This window comes from Sideroxydans lithotrophicus ES-1 (genome assembly GCF_000025705.1).
GTDB lineage: Bacteria > Pseudomonadota > Gammaproteobacteria > Burkholderiales > Gallionellaceae > Sideroxyarcus > Sideroxyarcus lithotrophicus.
Genome location: NC_013959.1, coordinates 496,489 through 512,555, shown reverse-complemented (window position 1 = coordinate 512,555; position 16,067 = coordinate 496,489). Strand labels below are relative to the sequence as shown.

Genomic DNA, 16,067 nt, shown 5'->3' with positions numbered 1-16,067 from the left:
CCGAGCCACCTGCCGTTGCGAACGGTTCCATAGTTTCGCCCGGAGCCACGCTTGCCGTACTCCCTCGCCTTTGCTAAGGTGACACCCGCCATGAGATCGCCTCGCCTGTTTCTGCCGTTATTCCTTGTCCTCGCCCTGCTGTTCGCTCAGCAAGGCGCGGTCACGCACAGCATCTCGCATGTGCTTGCCGAGCAGTCGCAGGACCAGTCGCTGCCCCATCACCAGCACTGCGAGTTGTGTGCGGCCTATGCGCAGATCGGCAGCGCCATAGGCGTCAGCCATATCCATTTCGATTTCGCCTCGTCATTCGAAGAGACCCTCACCACCCACTCGTCCTCGTTCCAGTCTGCCCCGTTCATCGCGTTCGCGGCACGCGCACCGCCTTACTCCGTTTAAAGCTTTATCGACTCCCCGCTGCCAAACGCGCGGGGTTCTGCGTGCTTTTTCGGAGTAAAAAATGTTAAAGAGAATCTGTTCCAATACGGCTGTCGCCGTACTGTTGTGTCATTCCGTCGGTGCCTCTGCCGCCAGTGCAACCAGCGACAACGCTTTCAATCCGGCTGTGTCGTTCATCATGGTCGGCACCTATGGCAACTTGCAGCGCGACCCCACGGTGCCCGTCACCGGTTTCGCCATGAATCCCGTTCCAGGGCACCAGCAAGGTTTCAATCTGGGCGAATCGGAACTGGGGCTCGCTGCGGACATCGACCCGCAATTCCGCGGCGTGGCGACGATATCGCTGCTGCCCTCCGGCGGCTCCAGCGTAGAGAACGCCTTCGTGCAGACCACTGCGCTGGAGAACGGAGTCAACCTCAAGTTCGGCCGCTTCTTCTCCGCATTGGGCTACCTCAACGAGCAGCACTCGCACACCTGGGACTTCGTCGATCAGCCGCTGGTGTATTCGGTGCTTTGGGGTGACCAGCTGAAGGACGACGGCATCCAGCTCAAATGGCTGGCGCCGACGGACCTGTTCGTCGAAGTGGGCGGCGAGGTCGGCAAAGGCAGCAACTTCCCGGGTACGAACACGGCCAAGAACGGCAGCGGCGCGGGCACGCTGTTCGTACATATCGGCGACGACATCGGCATCGAGCAGAGCTGGCGCGCCGGCCTGTCGCTGCACCAGACCAGGCAGACGAGCGCTTTGAGCACTGGCGTGCCCGACCAGCTGAACACCCCGGGCGGAGTGAGCGACAGTTTCACCGGCAGCAGCAATACGGCGGGTCTGGATTTCGTGTGGAAATACTCGCACAACGGCAACTTCCGCGAGAGCTACCTGAAGGTACAGAGCGAATATTTCCGCCGCAAGGACAGCGGACAGCTGACCTACGACACCGCCGGGGCCAACCTCACCGGCAGTTACACCGGCACGCAAAGCGGCTGGTACCTGCAGAGCGTATATCAGTTCACGCCGAACTGGCGCAGCGGAATACGCTACGACCGGCTCGATCCGGGCACCGTCAGCCTGGGCGCGGCGCTCGCGGGCAAGGTCATCGCCAATTACGGCTACAACCCTTCGCGCTTCACCTGGATGGCGGACTACAACACCAGCGAGTTCGCGCGCATACGCCTGCAACTGGCGCATGACAACTCGCGCCAGGGTTTGGCGGACAACCAGTTATTCGTGCAATACATCATGGCCATGGGCGCGCACGGCGCGCACCAGTATTGATACGCACCACTCAAAAGGAAAACTCATGAACAAGATAATCTTCACGCTTTTGATGTTGCTGCTGAGCGGCAACGCACACGCCGCACTGAACGTGTTCGCCTGCGAACCGGAATGGGCGGCACTCACGCATGAGCTCGCGGGCGACCAGGCCAACATCTACACCGCCACCGGCGCACTGCAGGATCCCCACCAGGTGCAGGCTCGCCCCAGCCTGATCGCCAGGGCGCGCGGCGCGCAACTGCTGGTGTGCACCGGTGCGGAGCTCGAGATCGGCTGGATGCCGGTGGTACTGCGCGAATCCGCCAACAGCAGGATACAGCCCGGCAGCGACGGGAACTTCGAGGCGGCCAAATATGTGACCATGCTGGAAGTACCGTCCCGCCTGGATCGTGCCGATGGCGACGTACATGCGGAAGGCAATCCGCACATCCAGACCGACGCGCGCAATTTCCTGCCGGTCGCGGCGGCGCTGAGCAAAAAACTGATCGAGCTCGACCCGGCGAACACGGCGCTCTACCAGCAGCGATACAAGGACTTCGACCAGAAGTGGCGTGCCGCCATCGCAAGATGGGAAAAGCAGGCGGCCCCGCTCAAGGGGGTATCGATCGTCGTGCATCACAAGGGTTTCCCTTACCTGAACGACTGGCTGGGACTGAAGGAAGTCGCCGAGCTGGAGCCCAAGCCCGGCATGGAACCCAGCGCCGCGCACCTGGGAGAGGTACTGAACGATCTGCAGCAGCACCCGGCACGCATGGTATTGCGCGCCGCCTACCAGAACGAGCGCCCGTCGGAATGGATCTCGCAGCGCGCGCACATTCCTGCGGTAATGCTGCCATTCACCGTGGGCGGCACGCCGCAAGCGACGGACCTGTTCGCATTCTTTGACGACACCATCCAGCGCCTGCTGGCAGGATTGAAACAAGGATAGCCATGAACAGCATCGAACTCGACATCGTCCTGCCCGCCTTCATCGCGGGTCTGCTGGTGCTCGCCACGCACATCCCGTTCGGCATGCGTGTGCTGCAGCGCGGCGTGGTCTTCGCCGACCTCGCCGTGGCGCAGATCGCCGGACTCGGCGTCATCATCGCCGGCTTGCTCGACCTCACCGAACATCCGCTGCTGGTGCAGCTCATCGCCGCCACCAGCGCGCTGTGCGGAGCGGCTTTGCTGGCATGGATCGAGCGGAACTTGCCGGACGTGAAAGAAGCCTGTATCGGCCTGACCTTCGTGCTTTCGGCCACGCTCGGCATCCTGCTGATGAGCCATGACGTGCATGCCGGCGAACACCTGAAGGACCTGCTGGTCGGCCAGATACTCTGGGTGAACGACACGCAACTGATCGCCACCGCACTGCTCACGGTCGTCCTGCTCGCCATCTGGAAAGGCTCCCGCCAGCGTCTGGGCTATTTCGGTTTCTACGCGCTGTTCGCCATCGCCATCACCGCCTCGGTGCAGCTGGTCGGCATCTACCTGGTGTTCGCCAGCCTGATCCTGCCCGCGGTGGTGACCTGGCGCCAGAGCAGAAGGCGGTATCACTACGCATTTGCGGTCGGCATCGCGGGCTATGCACTGGGCCTGTTGCTGTCGGTCTGGTTCGACCTGCCGACGGGAGCTGCCATCGTCTGGGCGATGATGTTGAGCGGCGGAATCATGCTGCTGGCGAACAAGCTGCGCTGACCCCTCGCACGCCCGGCCAGCCTGCTTTCGCCGTCTGCAGGTATGCTATATTCGCCGTCCGCATACGAGGGGATGCCGCATGTCGTTGGCCAGCAAGGTTTTTGCAGCACCTGCCAGACTCTGGATGAACTGGCCGCTCTGGGGCGGCCTGCTGGCAATGCTGTTATTGGCAAAACATGCCTGGGTGCTGTTCGCCCCTGCCGAACATGCCGTTCCCGCCTCGGCGATCGCATCCCGATCGGATCATGCCGAACAGTTGTTCGGCACGGTCAATACCTCCACATCGTCCGCTTCGCTTAACGGCATCCGTCCCGTCGGTATCTTCGCTGCCGGGGAAAACGGTTTTGCCGTCATGCAGACCGAATCGGGACAGGTCGGTGTGGCCGTAGGAAACCAAGTGGTGCCGGGGATACGCCTGGCCGAAACGCATGCAGACTATGTGATACTGGAGCGCAACGGTGCACGGCAGCGTGTCGACCTGGTCAAGATTCCAACCGCAACCGGCGGCATCACCCCGGTGCAGGATAACAACCGGCTTCGCGACGACCTGTCGCCAGCGACAAAAATACAACAACGGGTGCTGGACCGGCTCACACCCGAACAACGGGCGATGCTGCAGCAACAGCAGCAAGACATGACAAGGGGAAGACATTGATCAACAGTATCGCGCTGCGCTCATTGCTGATATTCAGCCTGGCGATCTTCGTCGCGGCACCCTGCCATGCGGAAAAGAAGGAAGACGAACTGGTCACGCTGAATTTCGTCAATGCCGACATCCAGGAAGTCATCCGCGCCATCTCGCAGATCTCCAAGAAGAATTTCCTCGTCGATCCGCGCGTGAAAGGCACCATCAATATCGTTTCCGCCACCCCAGTCTCGCCCGCGCTGGGCTACGACATCCTGCTCTCGGCCCTGCGCCTGCAGGGCTATGCGGCAGTGGAATCCAATGGCGTGACCCAGATCATTCCCGAGGCGGAAGCGAAACAGCATATCGATTCGCTGGCACAGGGCCGCGGCGACAAGCTGGTCACCCATGTGTTCGTGCTGAAATACGAATCTGCTTCGCAACTGGTCAACGTCGTGCGTCCGATGATCTCGCCGAACAGCGTGGTGGTCGCCTATCCTGCCAGCAATGCGCTGGTGGTCACCGACTATGCCAGCAGCGTCAGGCGTATCGACAAGCTCATCGACTCCATCGACCAGCCCAGCGCGGATGCGCCTATCGTCATTCCCGTCAAACACGCTTCCGCGGTCGATCTCGCCAACATCATCAATCGCCTGATGCCCGAGGCGGCAGCTTCCCAATCCGGCGGCGACGACAACCAGCGTTTCGTGCTGCTGGCAGACAGTCGCACCAACGGACTGCTGCTGCGCTCGGGCAACCCCGGCCGCATCGCCCGCGTCAAGGAATTGGTCACCAAACTGGACAGCGCTGCCAACACACCCGGCAATATCCATGTAGTGCAACTGAAAAATGCCGATGCGACCAAACTCGCACAGACCCTGCGCTCGGTGTTGAGTGGCGAGACGGCCCCGCCCGCTGCACCGAGCACTGTGCCGCAGTCAGCCGGTGTCGCAACATCCAGCACCGGCATGATCCAGGCCGACCCCTCTTCCAACGCGCTCATCGTCACCGCCTCGGAACCGATCTATAACAACCTCCGTTCCGTGATCGACAAACTGGATGTGCGCCGCCCGCAGATATTCGTGGAAGCGCTGATCGTCGAGGTGACTGCAGACAAGGCTGCCGAGTTCGGCGTGCAGTGGCAGAATCTGGTGGGTGCATCCAAGAGCGGCGCACACATCATCGGCGGCACCAACTTCGGCAGCGTCGCCAGCGGCAACAACATCATCGATGCGGCAAATAACCTGAGTACGGTGAACCAGGGGCTGAACATCGGCATCGTGAACGGCACCACCACCATCCCCGGTGTCGGTACCGTGCTCAATCTCGGCATGCTGGCGCGTGCGCTAGAAACGGACACCAACGCCAACATCCTGTCCGAACCCAATCTGATGACCCTGGACAACGAAGAGGCCAAGATCGTGGTCGGCCAGAACGTCCCCTTCATCACCGGCCAGTACGCGCAGACTGGTTCTGCCACCACCGCCACACCGTTCCAGACCATCGAACGCAAGGACGTCGGCCTGACGCTGAAGATCAAGCCGCAGATCATGCAGGGCGGCACGGTGAAGCTGCAGATCTACCAGGAAGTGTCGAGCGTGCTTCCTTCCTCATCCTCCTCGACCTCGGGCCTGATCACGAACAAACGCTCCATCGAATCCAACATCCTGGTGGACGACAACCAGATCGTGGTGCTGGGCGGTTTGATCCAGGACTCGGTCAACGATGTGCAGAGCAAGACACCGCTGCTCGGCGACATTCCCATTCTCGGCAGCCTGTTCCGCTACGACACACGGCAGCACACCAAGACCAACCTGATGGTGTTCATCCGCCCCTACATCATGTATCAGCAGAACAGCTACCAGCAGCTCACCGACAACTTTTACGAACAGATGAACAAGAAGCGCGAGGACGCGCGCATGCCAGACCACTGGATATTACCGAACGACGACAAGGACAAATCGCTGCCGCCCCTGCCGGAAAAGCCGGTCTCTGCTGCAAGTTCTACCGAAGCCGCGAGCGCACCTGCAGCCGCACCGACCCAATCCGCCAGCGCACCGGTCGCAGCGTCTCCCCCCGATCGACTCCCGCAGCCGTGAGCCAGACCGCGATCAATCGCCGCGCTGCGCGCCGCCTGCCCTACACCTTCGCCAGGACGCAAGGCGTGGTGCTGACCGATTGCGATGAACGCGCGGTACTTGCCGTGCGCCGCGATGCGAAGCCGGAAGCCATTGCCGAAGTGATGCGCCAGCTCGCGTTGCCGCTCGACGCCACGCTGGTCGATACGGAAGAGTTCGAGCGCATCCTGAGCGGTGCCTATTCGCAGGCCGATGAATCCACCGCCACGCTGCTCGACGATGCCGAGCAGGACATGGACCTGTCCATGCTGCTGCACGACCTGCCCAGATCCGCCGACCTGCTCGAATCGGAGAACGACGCGCCGGTCATCCGCATGATCAATGCGCTGCTGGCCCAGGCCGTGCGCGACAACGCTTCCGACATCCACATCGAGCCATTCGAGACACGCTCGGTGGTGCGCTTCCGTCTCGACGGCACCCTGAAGGATATCGCCGAGCCGCACCGCGCACTGCATGCCGCGTTGGTGTCGCGCATCAAGGTCATGGCCGATCTCGACATCGCCGAAAAGCGCCTGCCGCAGGACGGCCGCATCGCCTTGCGTCTGGCAGGTCGCCCCGTAGATGTGCGCGTCTCGACGTTGCCCACAGGGCATGGCGAGCGCGTAGTCATGAGGCTCCTCGACAAGGAAGCGGGACGCCTCGACCTCACCAGACTAGGCATGAGTGCGGCCGCTCTTGAAGCCATGATGCGGCTCACCAACCAGCCGCACGGCATCGTGCTGGTCACCGGGCCGACCGGTTCAGGCAAGACCACTACCCTGTATGCGGCGTTGTCGTGCATCGACGCGACCGTCACCAACGTGATGACGGTGGAAGACCCGGTGGAATACGACCTCGACGGCATCAGCCAGACCCAGGTGAACCCGCGCATCGACATGAGCTTTGCGCGAGCCCTGCGCGCCATCCTGCGCCAGGACCCGGACGTGATCATGATCGGCGAGATCCGCGACCTCGAGACCGCGCAGATCGCAGTGCAGTCCAGCCTCACCGGCCACCTGGTACTCGCCACGTTGCACACCAACGATACCGTCAGTGCCGTCACCCGCCTCACCGACATGGGCGTGGAACCCTTCCTGCTCTCTTCCAGCATCGTCGGCGTGCTAGCGCAACGGCTGGTGCGCCGCCTGTGCCCGGATTGTCGCGAGGCTTATGCACCGGACGAAGCGGAACTGGCGTTGCTCGCACGCTACGGTAAGCCGACAGTGATCTACCGCCCGGCCGGCTGCGCCAATTGCAACCAGACCGGCTATCGCGGCCGCACCGGCATCTATGAGTTGCTGGAAGTGGATGACTCGCTGCGCAGCATGATCCACTCGCGCGCAAGCGAGCAGCACTTGCGCGACTATGCGATGAAGAATGGGATGCTGAACCTGCGTGACGATGGCATGCGCTGGGTGGTTTCGGGGGATACCTCGCTGGAAGAAGTGATCCGCGTGACGCGGGATTGATTCGTAAAACCCAGAACCTGTTTGCCACAGAGGACACTGAGATCACAGAGAAAACCTGAACTAACACTGCGAACCCCGTCATACCGACCCTTCGACAGGCTCAGGATAAACTGACCTTCGGCCAAGCCGACATCCAGTGGCGCGCAAAGCGCGCCGGTTTTTGACAAGCTGGATTCCGGCCTGCGCCGGAATGACGGTACATACTTTCTCTGTGTACTCTGTGTACTCTGTGGCTAATTTTTGTTTTTGATTTTTACAATATCCAACCCATGGCCGCCTTCCACTACAACGCGCTAGACGCAGCAGGCAAAACCAGCACCGGCATGATCGAAGCCGACTCGGCCCGCCTCGCGCGCACCCAGTTGCGCGACAAAGGCCTGTTCGTGGTCGAGCTGCAATCTCTGTCCGAATCTCTCGCCCCGAGCGGTACGCGCAGCTGGAACCTGCCGTTCCGCAAACGCATCTCGCTGTCCGAAGTCAGCCTCATGCTGCGCCAGTTCGCCACACTGCTCGAAGCGGGCTTGCCGCTGGAGCAGGCGCTGGCGGTACTGATCGAGCAGGGCGACAACCCCGCCATGCGCCAAGTGCTCGCCACCATGCGTTCGGAAGTGCTCGCCGGTAACACGTTGGCGCGCGCCATGGAAAAGCATCGCGACACCTTCCCCGAGATCCACCGCGCACTCATCAATGCGGGTGAAGAGTCCGGCGAACTCGCCACGGTGATGGACAGGCTCGCCACCTATTCCGAGGGACAGCAGGCATTGCAGCAAAAGATCGGCCTGGCGATGATCTACCCCGCCATCGTCGTCACAGTCGCCGTGCTCGTGGTCGGCGGCTTGCTGATCTTCGTCGTGCCGCCCGTAGTGGAAGTGTTCCAGCAGACGCATCAGGCGCTGCCATTCCTCACCCGCGCACTGATCGGATTGAGCGATCTGCTCTCCGCCACCTGGCTTTACCTGATCGTCTTTTTCGTTCTCGGCGGCTTCGGTGTGCAGCGTGCCTTGCAGCAGGAGACATTGCGCTTCCAGCTGCATCTCAAGCTGCTGCGCCTGCCCATCGTCGGCAAGCTGATCCGCGGCAACAACACCGCGCGCATGGCCAGCACGCTGTCGATCCTGGTCGGCAGCGGCGTCGGCCTGCTCACCGCACTCAACGCCGCCTGCGGCGTGGTCAGCAATCTGCCGATGCGCCGAGCGCTGGAAGATGCCGCAGCGAAAGTACGCGAAGGTGCGACGCTGAGCCGCGCACTTGCCGCCTCCGGTCTGTTCCCGCCGGTGCTGGTCCACCTCATCGCCAGCGGCGAGCAAAGCGGCCGCCTCGACACCATGCTGGACCGCGTCGCCAAGCAGCAGACGCAGGAAGTTTCCGGTTTCACCAGTACGCTCGCTTCCATCCTCGAACCTGTGCTCATCCTGTTCATGGGGGCGGTGGTGTTGCTGATCGTGCTGGCGATCCTGCTGCCCATCATCCAGATGAACCAGATGGTGAAGTGATGATGAAAGCCTTAACCGACTTGCTCCCTTCCCCCGCAGGCGGGGAAAGGGCTGGGGATGAGGGTCGTTACATTGAAGCCATTTTGCTTGTTCGCAACGCCCCTCTCCCTAACCCTCTCCCGCCCGCGGGAGAGGGGATGAAACTTTGTTTCTAAAGAAAGGAAAGTAATGAAAACTCGTTTCTCAACCCGCCTTGCGCAAGGCTTCACCCTGATCGAGATCATGGTCGTCGTCCTCATCATCGGCGTGCTGGCAGCGCTGATCGTACCCAAGGTGATGAGCCGTCCGGACGAGGCGCGCATCACCGCCGCCAAGCAGGACATCGCCACCATCACCCAGGCGCTCAACCTCTACAAACTCGACAACCAGCGCTATCCCACCACGGAACAGGGGCTGACCGCCCTGGTGAAGAAACCCACCATCTCGCCCATTCCGGCCAACTGGAAAAGCGAAGGCTACCTCGACCGCGTACCGAAAGATCCGTGGGGCACACCTTACCAGTACCTGCAGCCGGGCGTGCACGGCGCGATCGACGTGTTCAGCCTGGGTGCGGACAAGACCAGCGGCGGTGAAGGCAACGACGCCGACATCGGATCGTGGCAGGACTGAAGAGATCGATGCGCAACGGAACGAACCTTGACTCCGTTCGGCCTGAGCTTGTCGAAGGCCAAAAGGCCATTCATGTTTCGACAGGCTCGACAAGAACGGCTGTTTGGCGAGTTCCTACACCCTCAACAAATCCTTTTGATCGAGTATGCGGCTTCACGCTACTGGAGATGCTCGTTGCGCTGGTCATCGCCAGCATCATGCTCACGGTAGCGACGCTGCAACTGATGCCGAATCCGCAGACGGTGTTGCACGAGGAATCGCAGCGGCTCGCCCTGCTGATGGAAGGCGGCGCGACGAGTTCGCAGGCAGGCGGCCAGCCGCTGGCATGGTCCGGCACCGGCAACAGCTACCGCTTCTGGACGCGCACCAGGGAAGGCGAATGGGTGCGCATCGATCATGACAACCTGCTGCATCCGCGCGTTTTGCCGCAAGCAGTGCGCATCGGCGAAGTGAGCTTCAACGGACGCCGCATCGAACCCGGTGCACTGGTCATGCTTAGCCCGGAACTGGCGGCGAAGGATTTCCGGATAAGCCTGCTCAGTGACGATCTGGTGTCCGATGTCGTCGGCAATGGACTGGGCAAGGTCGAAGTCGTGGCAGGGAAGGCGCCATGAGCAAACGTTCTCAAGGCTTCACCCTGCTCGAAGTCCTCGTCGCCCTCGCCATCCTCGCCATCGCCATGGCCGCCGTATCGCGTACCGCCAGTTCCAGCATCCAGCATGTCGAGGCATTGCGCACCCGCGTGATCGCCGGATGGGTCGCCCAGAACCGGCTGGCACTGCATCAGGCGCGCAACGACTGGCCCGCACCCGGCATCCAGAGCGGTGAAGAAAAACAGGCTGGCCTGAGCTACCCATGGAAGGAAGAAGTCATCGCCACCCCCAACCCCACCATGCGCCGCATCGTCGTCAGCGTGTACGCACCGGATGACGCGAAGCATGTGTTGCGCGAACTGACCGGTTTTCTGGCGGAGTATCCGCGATGACGGTTCGTACCATCAGGGGCTTCACCCTCATCGAACTGCTCGTCGCACTGTTCGTATTCGCCATCCTGGCCGTCACCGCTTATCGCGGCCTGAACGCGGTGTCGCAGACGCGTGACCGTACCGGGCAGGAGACGCGCAAGTGGCAATCACTCGATCGTTTCTTTGCGCGACTGGATGGAGAGACGGCGCAGGTGCTGCAACGTCCGGTGCGAACGGCGAACGGCGCGGAAGCCCCTGCCTTTGCTGGCACGCAATTCGCCACAGGAAGTCTGGAAGATGTGCAACTGGCATTCACACGCAGCGGCGGCATCGACGCCGATGGTGTGCCGCTACCGCCGCAGCGCATCGGTTATCGCCTGCGGCAAAACAGGCTGGAACTGCTGCGCTGGACTGCGCTGGATAGCGCCCCGTACAATGTGCCGTCGGTGGACACCCTGCTGGAAGATGTCAGCGAATTCAACCTGCGTTACCTGAACAGCCGCCTGACCTGGGAGAAACAATGGCCGCCCGCAGTCGCCGATGCCGCACTGCCCAGAGAAGTGGAAGTGGAACTGGTGCTGAAGAGCGGCGAAAAATTGACCCGGTTCTTTTCACTGCGATGAAGATCAGAACGCAACAAGGTGTAGCGCTGGTGCTGGTGCTGCTGATCGTGGCCATGGCGACGACCATCGCCGCATTCATGGCGCAACAGCAGGGCTTCTGGCAGCGCGCGGTGGAGAACGGACGCGACCGTGCCCAGGCGCGGCGCATCGCCGAAGCCGGAATAGACTGGGCACGTGCGGTGCTGGCGGACGATGCGGCGGCAAACCAGTTCGACCATGGTCACGAGATGTGGGCGATGAAGTTGCCCGCCATCCCGGTGGAAGGCGGCGAGGTGCAAGGCACCATCGTCGACCAGCAGGGGGTGTTCAATTTGAACAACCTGGTGAACAACGGCGTGACGAGCGTGGCCAGCCTGGCCCGTTTCCAGCGCCTGCTGTCGGCGCTGGGATTGCCGCAGGAGCTGGGCAGTGCGCTGGCTGACTGGATGGATGCGGACAGCGAGACTGCAGAGAACGGCGCTGAGGACGGCTATTACCTGAGCCTCGCCAAGCCCTACCGCTGTGCCAACCGTCCGCTCTCCGACATCGGCGAGCTGGCATGGGTGAAAGGATTCGATGCCGGCATCATCAAGCGGCTGCAGCCGTTCGTGAGCGTACTGCCGGAATCGAACACGGCGGTGAATGTGAACTTTGCCCCGCCGGAAGTGTTGGTGGCAATATTGCCAGGATTGACACTGCAGAATGCCCGGCAGATGGCTACAAAAATCAGGACGACACCCTACAAGACCATGGCGGATTTTTTGCAACAATTACCCAAGAGCGTGTCACAGGACAGCACCATGAGCCTTAGCGTCAGCAGCCAGTATTTTATGGTGACTGGGTATGCCACCCAGGGTGACGGTGCCTCGTCGGTGCATGCGCTGCTGCACCGCAGCGGCATCTGGGCGACGCAAGTGAGGAAGAGTCTGCAATGAATCTGCGCATCCATCTCACCGCACACTGGCAGGATGCCGCCTCGCCATGCGATTGGTCAGTGCTGGACGATACCGGCAACGTACGCGAATCGGGCAACGGCAACCTGGCTGCGATGCCGCAGTGCGACGACGCCACTGTCATCGTCGCAGCCGATCGAGTGCTGGCGACTGCTGCCGCACTGCCCAGGATCAAGCGCAGCAAACTGGAGACCGCGCTGCCCTTCGCACTGGAAGACATCCTGATCGACGATGCGAGCGAGGCGCACGTCACCCCCGGCACGAAATTGCCGGACGGACGCAGCGTGCTATACGCAGTGAACAAAGATTGGCTGTCGCGCTTCCTCGCCGCAAGCACTGCCGCCAGGATACGCGTGCGCCGCATCGTGCCCGAGTTCTGCTTGTTGCCAACACGCACCAACGAATGGAGCCTGGCGTGGGATGGCGCGCAGGGTTTCCTGGCGACCGCGGACCACCTTGGCGGCATGCTGGATAGCGGCAGCGAAGTGCGTGCACCCGCCGCGTTGCAATTGCGTTTGCAACAGGGTGCCCCTGCCGCATTGCGCCTGTTCGCCCTCGGCAGCGAGATACGCCAGCCGGACTGGGGCATCAAGGTTCCCGTCATTTACGAGAAGCAAAGCTTCGATTGGCGCAAAGCAGACATCCCTGCCGATGCACCCAACCTGCTGTGGGGAAAATTCGCCCCGCCGCCGCGCATCAGCGAATTATGGCCGTGGTTGCGCCCGGCGCTGATGGCAGCACTGCTGCTGTTCGGTGTGGAAGTCGCGGTGAGCAATGTGGAATGGGCAATGCTCGCACATGAGAAACGCCAGTTGATGAACGGCATGACGGAAACATTCAGGGAGACATTCGGCGCCGATGCCGTCATCGTCGATGCACCTTTGCAGATGCGCCGCAACGTGGCACGCTTGCGCCATGCAGCCGGAGTCGGCGACGACGCGGATTTTTCGCCGTTGCTGGAAAAACTTTCCGGCGTCCTGGATGCCGTACCCGGCAGCACCCTGCGTACACTGCGCTATGGCGAAGGCAAACTGGATATCGAGATGGCGCTCGCCAGCGCTTCTGCGCTCGACACTTTGCTGCAGCGCATCGCCGCAACCGGTCTGACCGCACAAGTGCTGGACAAGCGCGATAGTGGTGGTGTGCTCAACATCCAGCTGCGCATCTCGACCGGAGGTGCGCAATGAAGGCCCTGCTTGCCCGACTGAAAGCACGCCACTGGGATGTTCTCGGTGCCACGGAGCAGAAGACCGTGATTCGCGGCGCATGGATACTGCTGCCGCTGCTGATGTATGGCCTGCTCTGGCAACCCGCACATCAGGCGCTGCCCAAACTGCAAACCGCTTTGCCGCAACTGCGCGCGCAAGCTGCACAGATGCAGTCGCTCGCCGGGCAGGTGCAATCGCTGCGCCAACAGGCACAACCTGCCGTGCTCGACAGTGACGCACTGAAGATCGCCGTGGAAAAGGCGGCGAGTGAGGCCAACCTGCCGCTGCAGATCGTGCCAGGCGAACCGAACAGCGTGCGCATCAGCGCCGACAGCATCGCCTTCGCGCAATGGCTGCAATGGCAACGTTCACTGGAGCAGACGCATCACATCCGCGTATCGTCCGCGATGCTGGTTGCGACGACTGAAACCGGAATGGTCAAAGTGCAGGCCACGCTGACCAATGGAGCTGATCAGTGACATATCGCCGTGCGCTGCTGGCGCTCATATTCGGCGGCGTGTTCTTCCTCGGATTGCTCGTCTTCGCTCCAGCCTCGCTGATGGGCTATGCGCTCGAACGCGCCTCCGGAAAAACGCTGTCTCTTGCGCAAACCACGGGCAGCTTGTGGCAAGGCTCGGGCGTAGTGCTGTTGCGACAACACGCGCGATTCCAGACGCTGGGTAACTATCGCTGGCAACTGCGATTGGCGGATGCATCATTGCAAGTACAGGCAGAAGAACATCCTCCGATGTCGATGCGCTATCTGCCCTTTTCCCGGAAGATCGCCATCGACGATATCCAGCTCGACCTGCCCGCATCCATGCTGGAAATTGCCGCACCGCAGTTAGGCCCCTATCAACTGCAAGGCATGCTTGACGTGCATGGCCAACACCTGACATTGGACATCTCAGGAATGGACGGACAGCTCACCGTGGAATGGGCGCATGCCGCTTCTGCCTTGTCCGAGATACGCCCGTTGGGCGATTACCGCATCGTGCTGCAAGGCAAAGGTTCGACTGTGGACGGGCAACTCACCACACTCTCCGGCAAGCTGCAATTATCTGCGAATGGCACTTATGACAGCGCTAGCGGCCTGCGCCTCAATGGCACAGCACAGGCCGCACCCGGCGACAGCGCCATGGAACTGAACGAACTGCTGCATCACATCGGCCCCGAGGTCAGCCCCGGCGTGTTCGCACTGGCACTGATGCCTTAGTCCGTAGCCGGGCTCTGTTGACGAATTATTAACTCCCCGTTTGTTAACAAACATCATTGAAATTGCGTTTTAACTACTTGCTATTTGTGACTATCTTTTAGCAGCATAGGCCACTATCTAGACCAAATGGCATATTGACCATGCAATGTTCATGGGTATAGTCACTCGCATTGTTCACGACTCAAGGAGTGCAAAATAATGGATGCGAGGAGACTGCTACATCGAATGACAAGATGGTTAGGACGGCTGTTTATCATATTTTCCCTAGTTGCATCCTTTGGTGCACAAGCCGCGAAGGAAATTGTTCCTTATGTCGAATCTTGGTGTGCTAGTGACTGGGTTAGCTATATAGGATTAAAAACTTGTGTATACCCCACCAAGTTAGCGGCAGCTGAAGCTTCAGCTGCCGCATTTAATGTTGTGTACTCCTCCATAAAATGGGCAGTTACTTCTTGTGAACCAGGAATGGATATCAATGGTGATGCTATGTGCAGTGGAACGGCCACACACCCAGATGGGAGTGTACAAACTGGAAATTTTTGGGCTATAAGAATCCACTATAACTGCCCTGTTCCAATTGTAAATCCGTCAATTCCGTATGGCCTTGCTTGGTCAAACAGTGACCTTAACCACCCTTATGCGTGTTCACGAAATGTGCAAGACAGTTTAGTTATCACCCTCTTAGGCGGCAACGAAGTCGAACCATCCAGCGGCTCGACGATAAACACTCTGCCATTCATCGCCACCGTTATTGATCAAAATACCGGACAACCGCCTACGAACCCCGTCCAAGTACACGTCAGCCTTAAGGTTGATCCTACCAGTGGCGGGCATGATCACGGCGACAGCACGCGGCCACGAGGTGGTATTGCCAACGTGGAGAGTTGCTCCTCTGACGCAGAATGTTGGTCGAATCCAACCGTGAACGGCACAGTAGCGTTCAACTTCAACCCAACCGTCGCTTCTGGCACGCATACCATCACGGCCACCTGCGACGGGTGCAGCAATACGGCAACGGTGAATGTGGATGTGAAGGTGCCGAATTTATGGCCGATAGCTGCTTCCACGTATTACGCGTTTATCGGAAGCACGTCCGAACATAGCAGCAACCATTATGTAGTCAGCGAAGCCCAATTACAGCTTTGGCAATTGGCGAAAGGTTTCTACGACTATCAGGTGCTAACAGGCTTGGCGAGCCCGACACTGTTGCATTTGAATGATGCGAGCCTTAAGTGGGGTGGCCTGTTTGACAAAGATGGCGACTGGGATACTCCACATAAAGAGCATAGGCGAGGCTCGGTTATTGACATACGTGCCAATTCCAATCCAGGAGCGATTCCATCAAGTCTTATTAAAAATTTCATAAAAATTGCAGCAAACATGGGTATAGACGCAAGATTGGAAAACATTGGCGACCCCGTTAATCAACATTTTCATACGCGATTGCTTAACAGAAAGGAATAAC

General features: G+C 60.3%; 17 protein-coding genes. All 17 read left to right on the top strand.

What is annotated here, in order from left to right; genetic code table 11:
• The first annotated feature begins 90 nt into the window (after positions 1-90).
• The 17 genes from SLIT_RS15785 to SLIT_RS15780 all read left to right on the top strand — a co-directional run bounded on the left by SLIT_RS15785 (position 91) and on the right by SLIT_RS15780 (position 16,066).
• On the top strand, positions 91-396 hold the full coding sequence (locus SLIT_RS15785) for a hypothetical protein (RefSeq protein ID WP_150102922.1): 306 nt from the start codon (positions 91-93) through the stop codon (positions 394-396).
• A 61-nt stretch (positions 397-457) separates the two neighbouring features.
• The gene (locus tag SLIT_RS02500) at positions 458-1,669 is read left to right on the top strand and encodes a TonB-dependent receptor (RefSeq protein ID WP_013028642.1); all 1,212 of its coding nucleotides are present in this window, start codon (positions 458-460) and stop codon (positions 1,667-1,669) included.
• Positions 1,670-1,694: 25 nt separating this feature from the next.
• Positions 1,695-2,597 (top strand): metal ABC transporter substrate-binding protein, encoded by a 903-nt coding sequence (locus tag SLIT_RS02495; RefSeq protein ID WP_013028641.1) that lies wholly within the window; start codon positions 1,695-1,697, stop codon positions 2,595-2,597.
• Between the two features lie 2 nt (positions 2,598-2,599).
• A complete protein-coding gene (locus SLIT_RS02490) occupies positions 2,600-3,346 on the top strand; it encodes a metal ABC transporter permease (protein ID WP_013028640.1) in 747 nt (248 codons plus the stop codon).
• Positions 3,347-3,425: 79 nt separating this feature from the next.
• Positions 3,426-4,001 carry a hypothetical protein gene (locus SLIT_RS15035; RefSeq protein ID WP_013028639.1) on the top strand — a complete coding sequence of 192 codons (576 nt, stop codon included), beginning with the start codon at positions 3,426-3,428 and terminating at the stop codon, positions 3,999-4,001.
• Positions 3,998-6,070 (top strand): type II secretion system secretin GspD, encoded by a 2,073-nt coding sequence (gene gspD, locus SLIT_RS02480; protein WP_013028638.1) that lies wholly within the window; start codon positions 3,998-4,000, stop codon positions 6,068-6,070. The genes SLIT_RS15035 and gspD overlap by 4 nt, the downstream gene beginning before the upstream one ends.
• A complete protein-coding gene (gene gspE, locus SLIT_RS02475; RefSeq protein ID WP_013028637.1) occupies positions 6,067-7,557 on the top strand; it encodes a type II secretion system ATPase GspE in 1,491 nt (496 codons plus the stop codon). Before gspD ends, gspE begins: the two co-directional genes overlap by 4 nt.
• A 269-nt stretch (positions 7,558-7,826) precedes the next feature.
• Positions 7,827-9,050, top strand: coding sequence for a type II secretion system inner membrane protein GspF (gspF, locus tag SLIT_RS02470; RefSeq protein ID WP_013028636.1), 1,224 nt, complete (start codon positions 7,827-7,829; stop codon positions 9,048-9,050).
• A gap of 168 nt (positions 9,051-9,218) precedes the next feature.
• The gene (gene gspG, locus SLIT_RS02465; protein WP_013028635.1) at positions 9,219-9,659 is read left to right on the top strand and encodes a type II secretion system major pseudopilin GspG; all 441 of its coding nucleotides are present in this window, start codon (positions 9,219-9,221) and stop codon (positions 9,657-9,659) included.
• Between the two features lie 8 nt (positions 9,660-9,667).
• Entirely contained in the window at positions 9,668-10,273 is a 606-nt protein-coding gene (locus tag SLIT_RS02460) for a prepilin-type N-terminal cleavage/methylation domain-containing protein (RefSeq protein WP_083774994.1), read from the top strand.
• A complete protein-coding gene (gene gspI, locus SLIT_RS02455; protein ID WP_013028633.1) occupies positions 10,270-10,644 on the top strand; it encodes a type II secretion system minor pseudopilin GspI in 375 nt (124 codons plus the stop codon). The genes SLIT_RS02460 and gspI overlap by 4 nt, the downstream gene beginning before the upstream one ends.
• Positions 10,641-11,246, top strand: coding sequence for a type II secretion system minor pseudopilin GspJ (gene gspJ / locus SLIT_RS02450; RefSeq protein WP_013028632.1), 606 nt, complete (start codon positions 10,641-10,643; stop codon positions 11,244-11,246). Before gspI ends, gspJ begins: the two co-directional genes overlap by 4 nt.
• Positions 11,243-12,160, top strand: a complete 918-nt coding sequence (gene gspK / locus SLIT_RS02445; protein WP_013028631.1) for a type II secretion system minor pseudopilin GspK — start codon at positions 11,243-11,245, stop codon at positions 12,158-12,160. The genes gspJ and gspK overlap by 4 nt, the downstream gene beginning before the upstream one ends.
• On the top strand, positions 12,157-13,365 hold the full coding sequence (gene gspL / locus SLIT_RS02440; protein WP_013028630.1) for a type II secretion system protein GspL: 1,209 nt from the start codon (positions 12,157-12,159) through the stop codon (positions 13,363-13,365). Before gspK ends, gspL begins: the two co-directional genes overlap by 4 nt.
• Positions 13,362-13,865, top strand: coding sequence for a type II secretion system protein M (locus tag SLIT_RS02435; protein WP_013028629.1), 504 nt, complete (start codon positions 13,362-13,364; stop codon positions 13,863-13,865). The genes gspL and SLIT_RS02435 overlap by 4 nt, the downstream gene beginning before the upstream one ends.
• Complete coding sequence (gene gspN, locus SLIT_RS02430; protein ID WP_013028628.1) at positions 13,862-14,602, top strand: type II secretion system protein N; 741 nt, start codon at positions 13,862-13,864, stop codon at positions 14,600-14,602. The genes SLIT_RS02435 and gspN overlap by 4 nt, the downstream gene beginning before the upstream one ends.
• Before the next feature lie 225 nt (positions 14,603-14,827).
• Complete coding sequence (locus SLIT_RS15780; protein ID WP_150102921.1) at positions 14,828-16,066, top strand: DUF3869 domain-containing protein; 1,239 nt, start codon at positions 14,828-14,830, stop codon at positions 16,064-16,066.
• The last annotated feature ends 1 nt before the right edge of the window (position 16,067 follow it).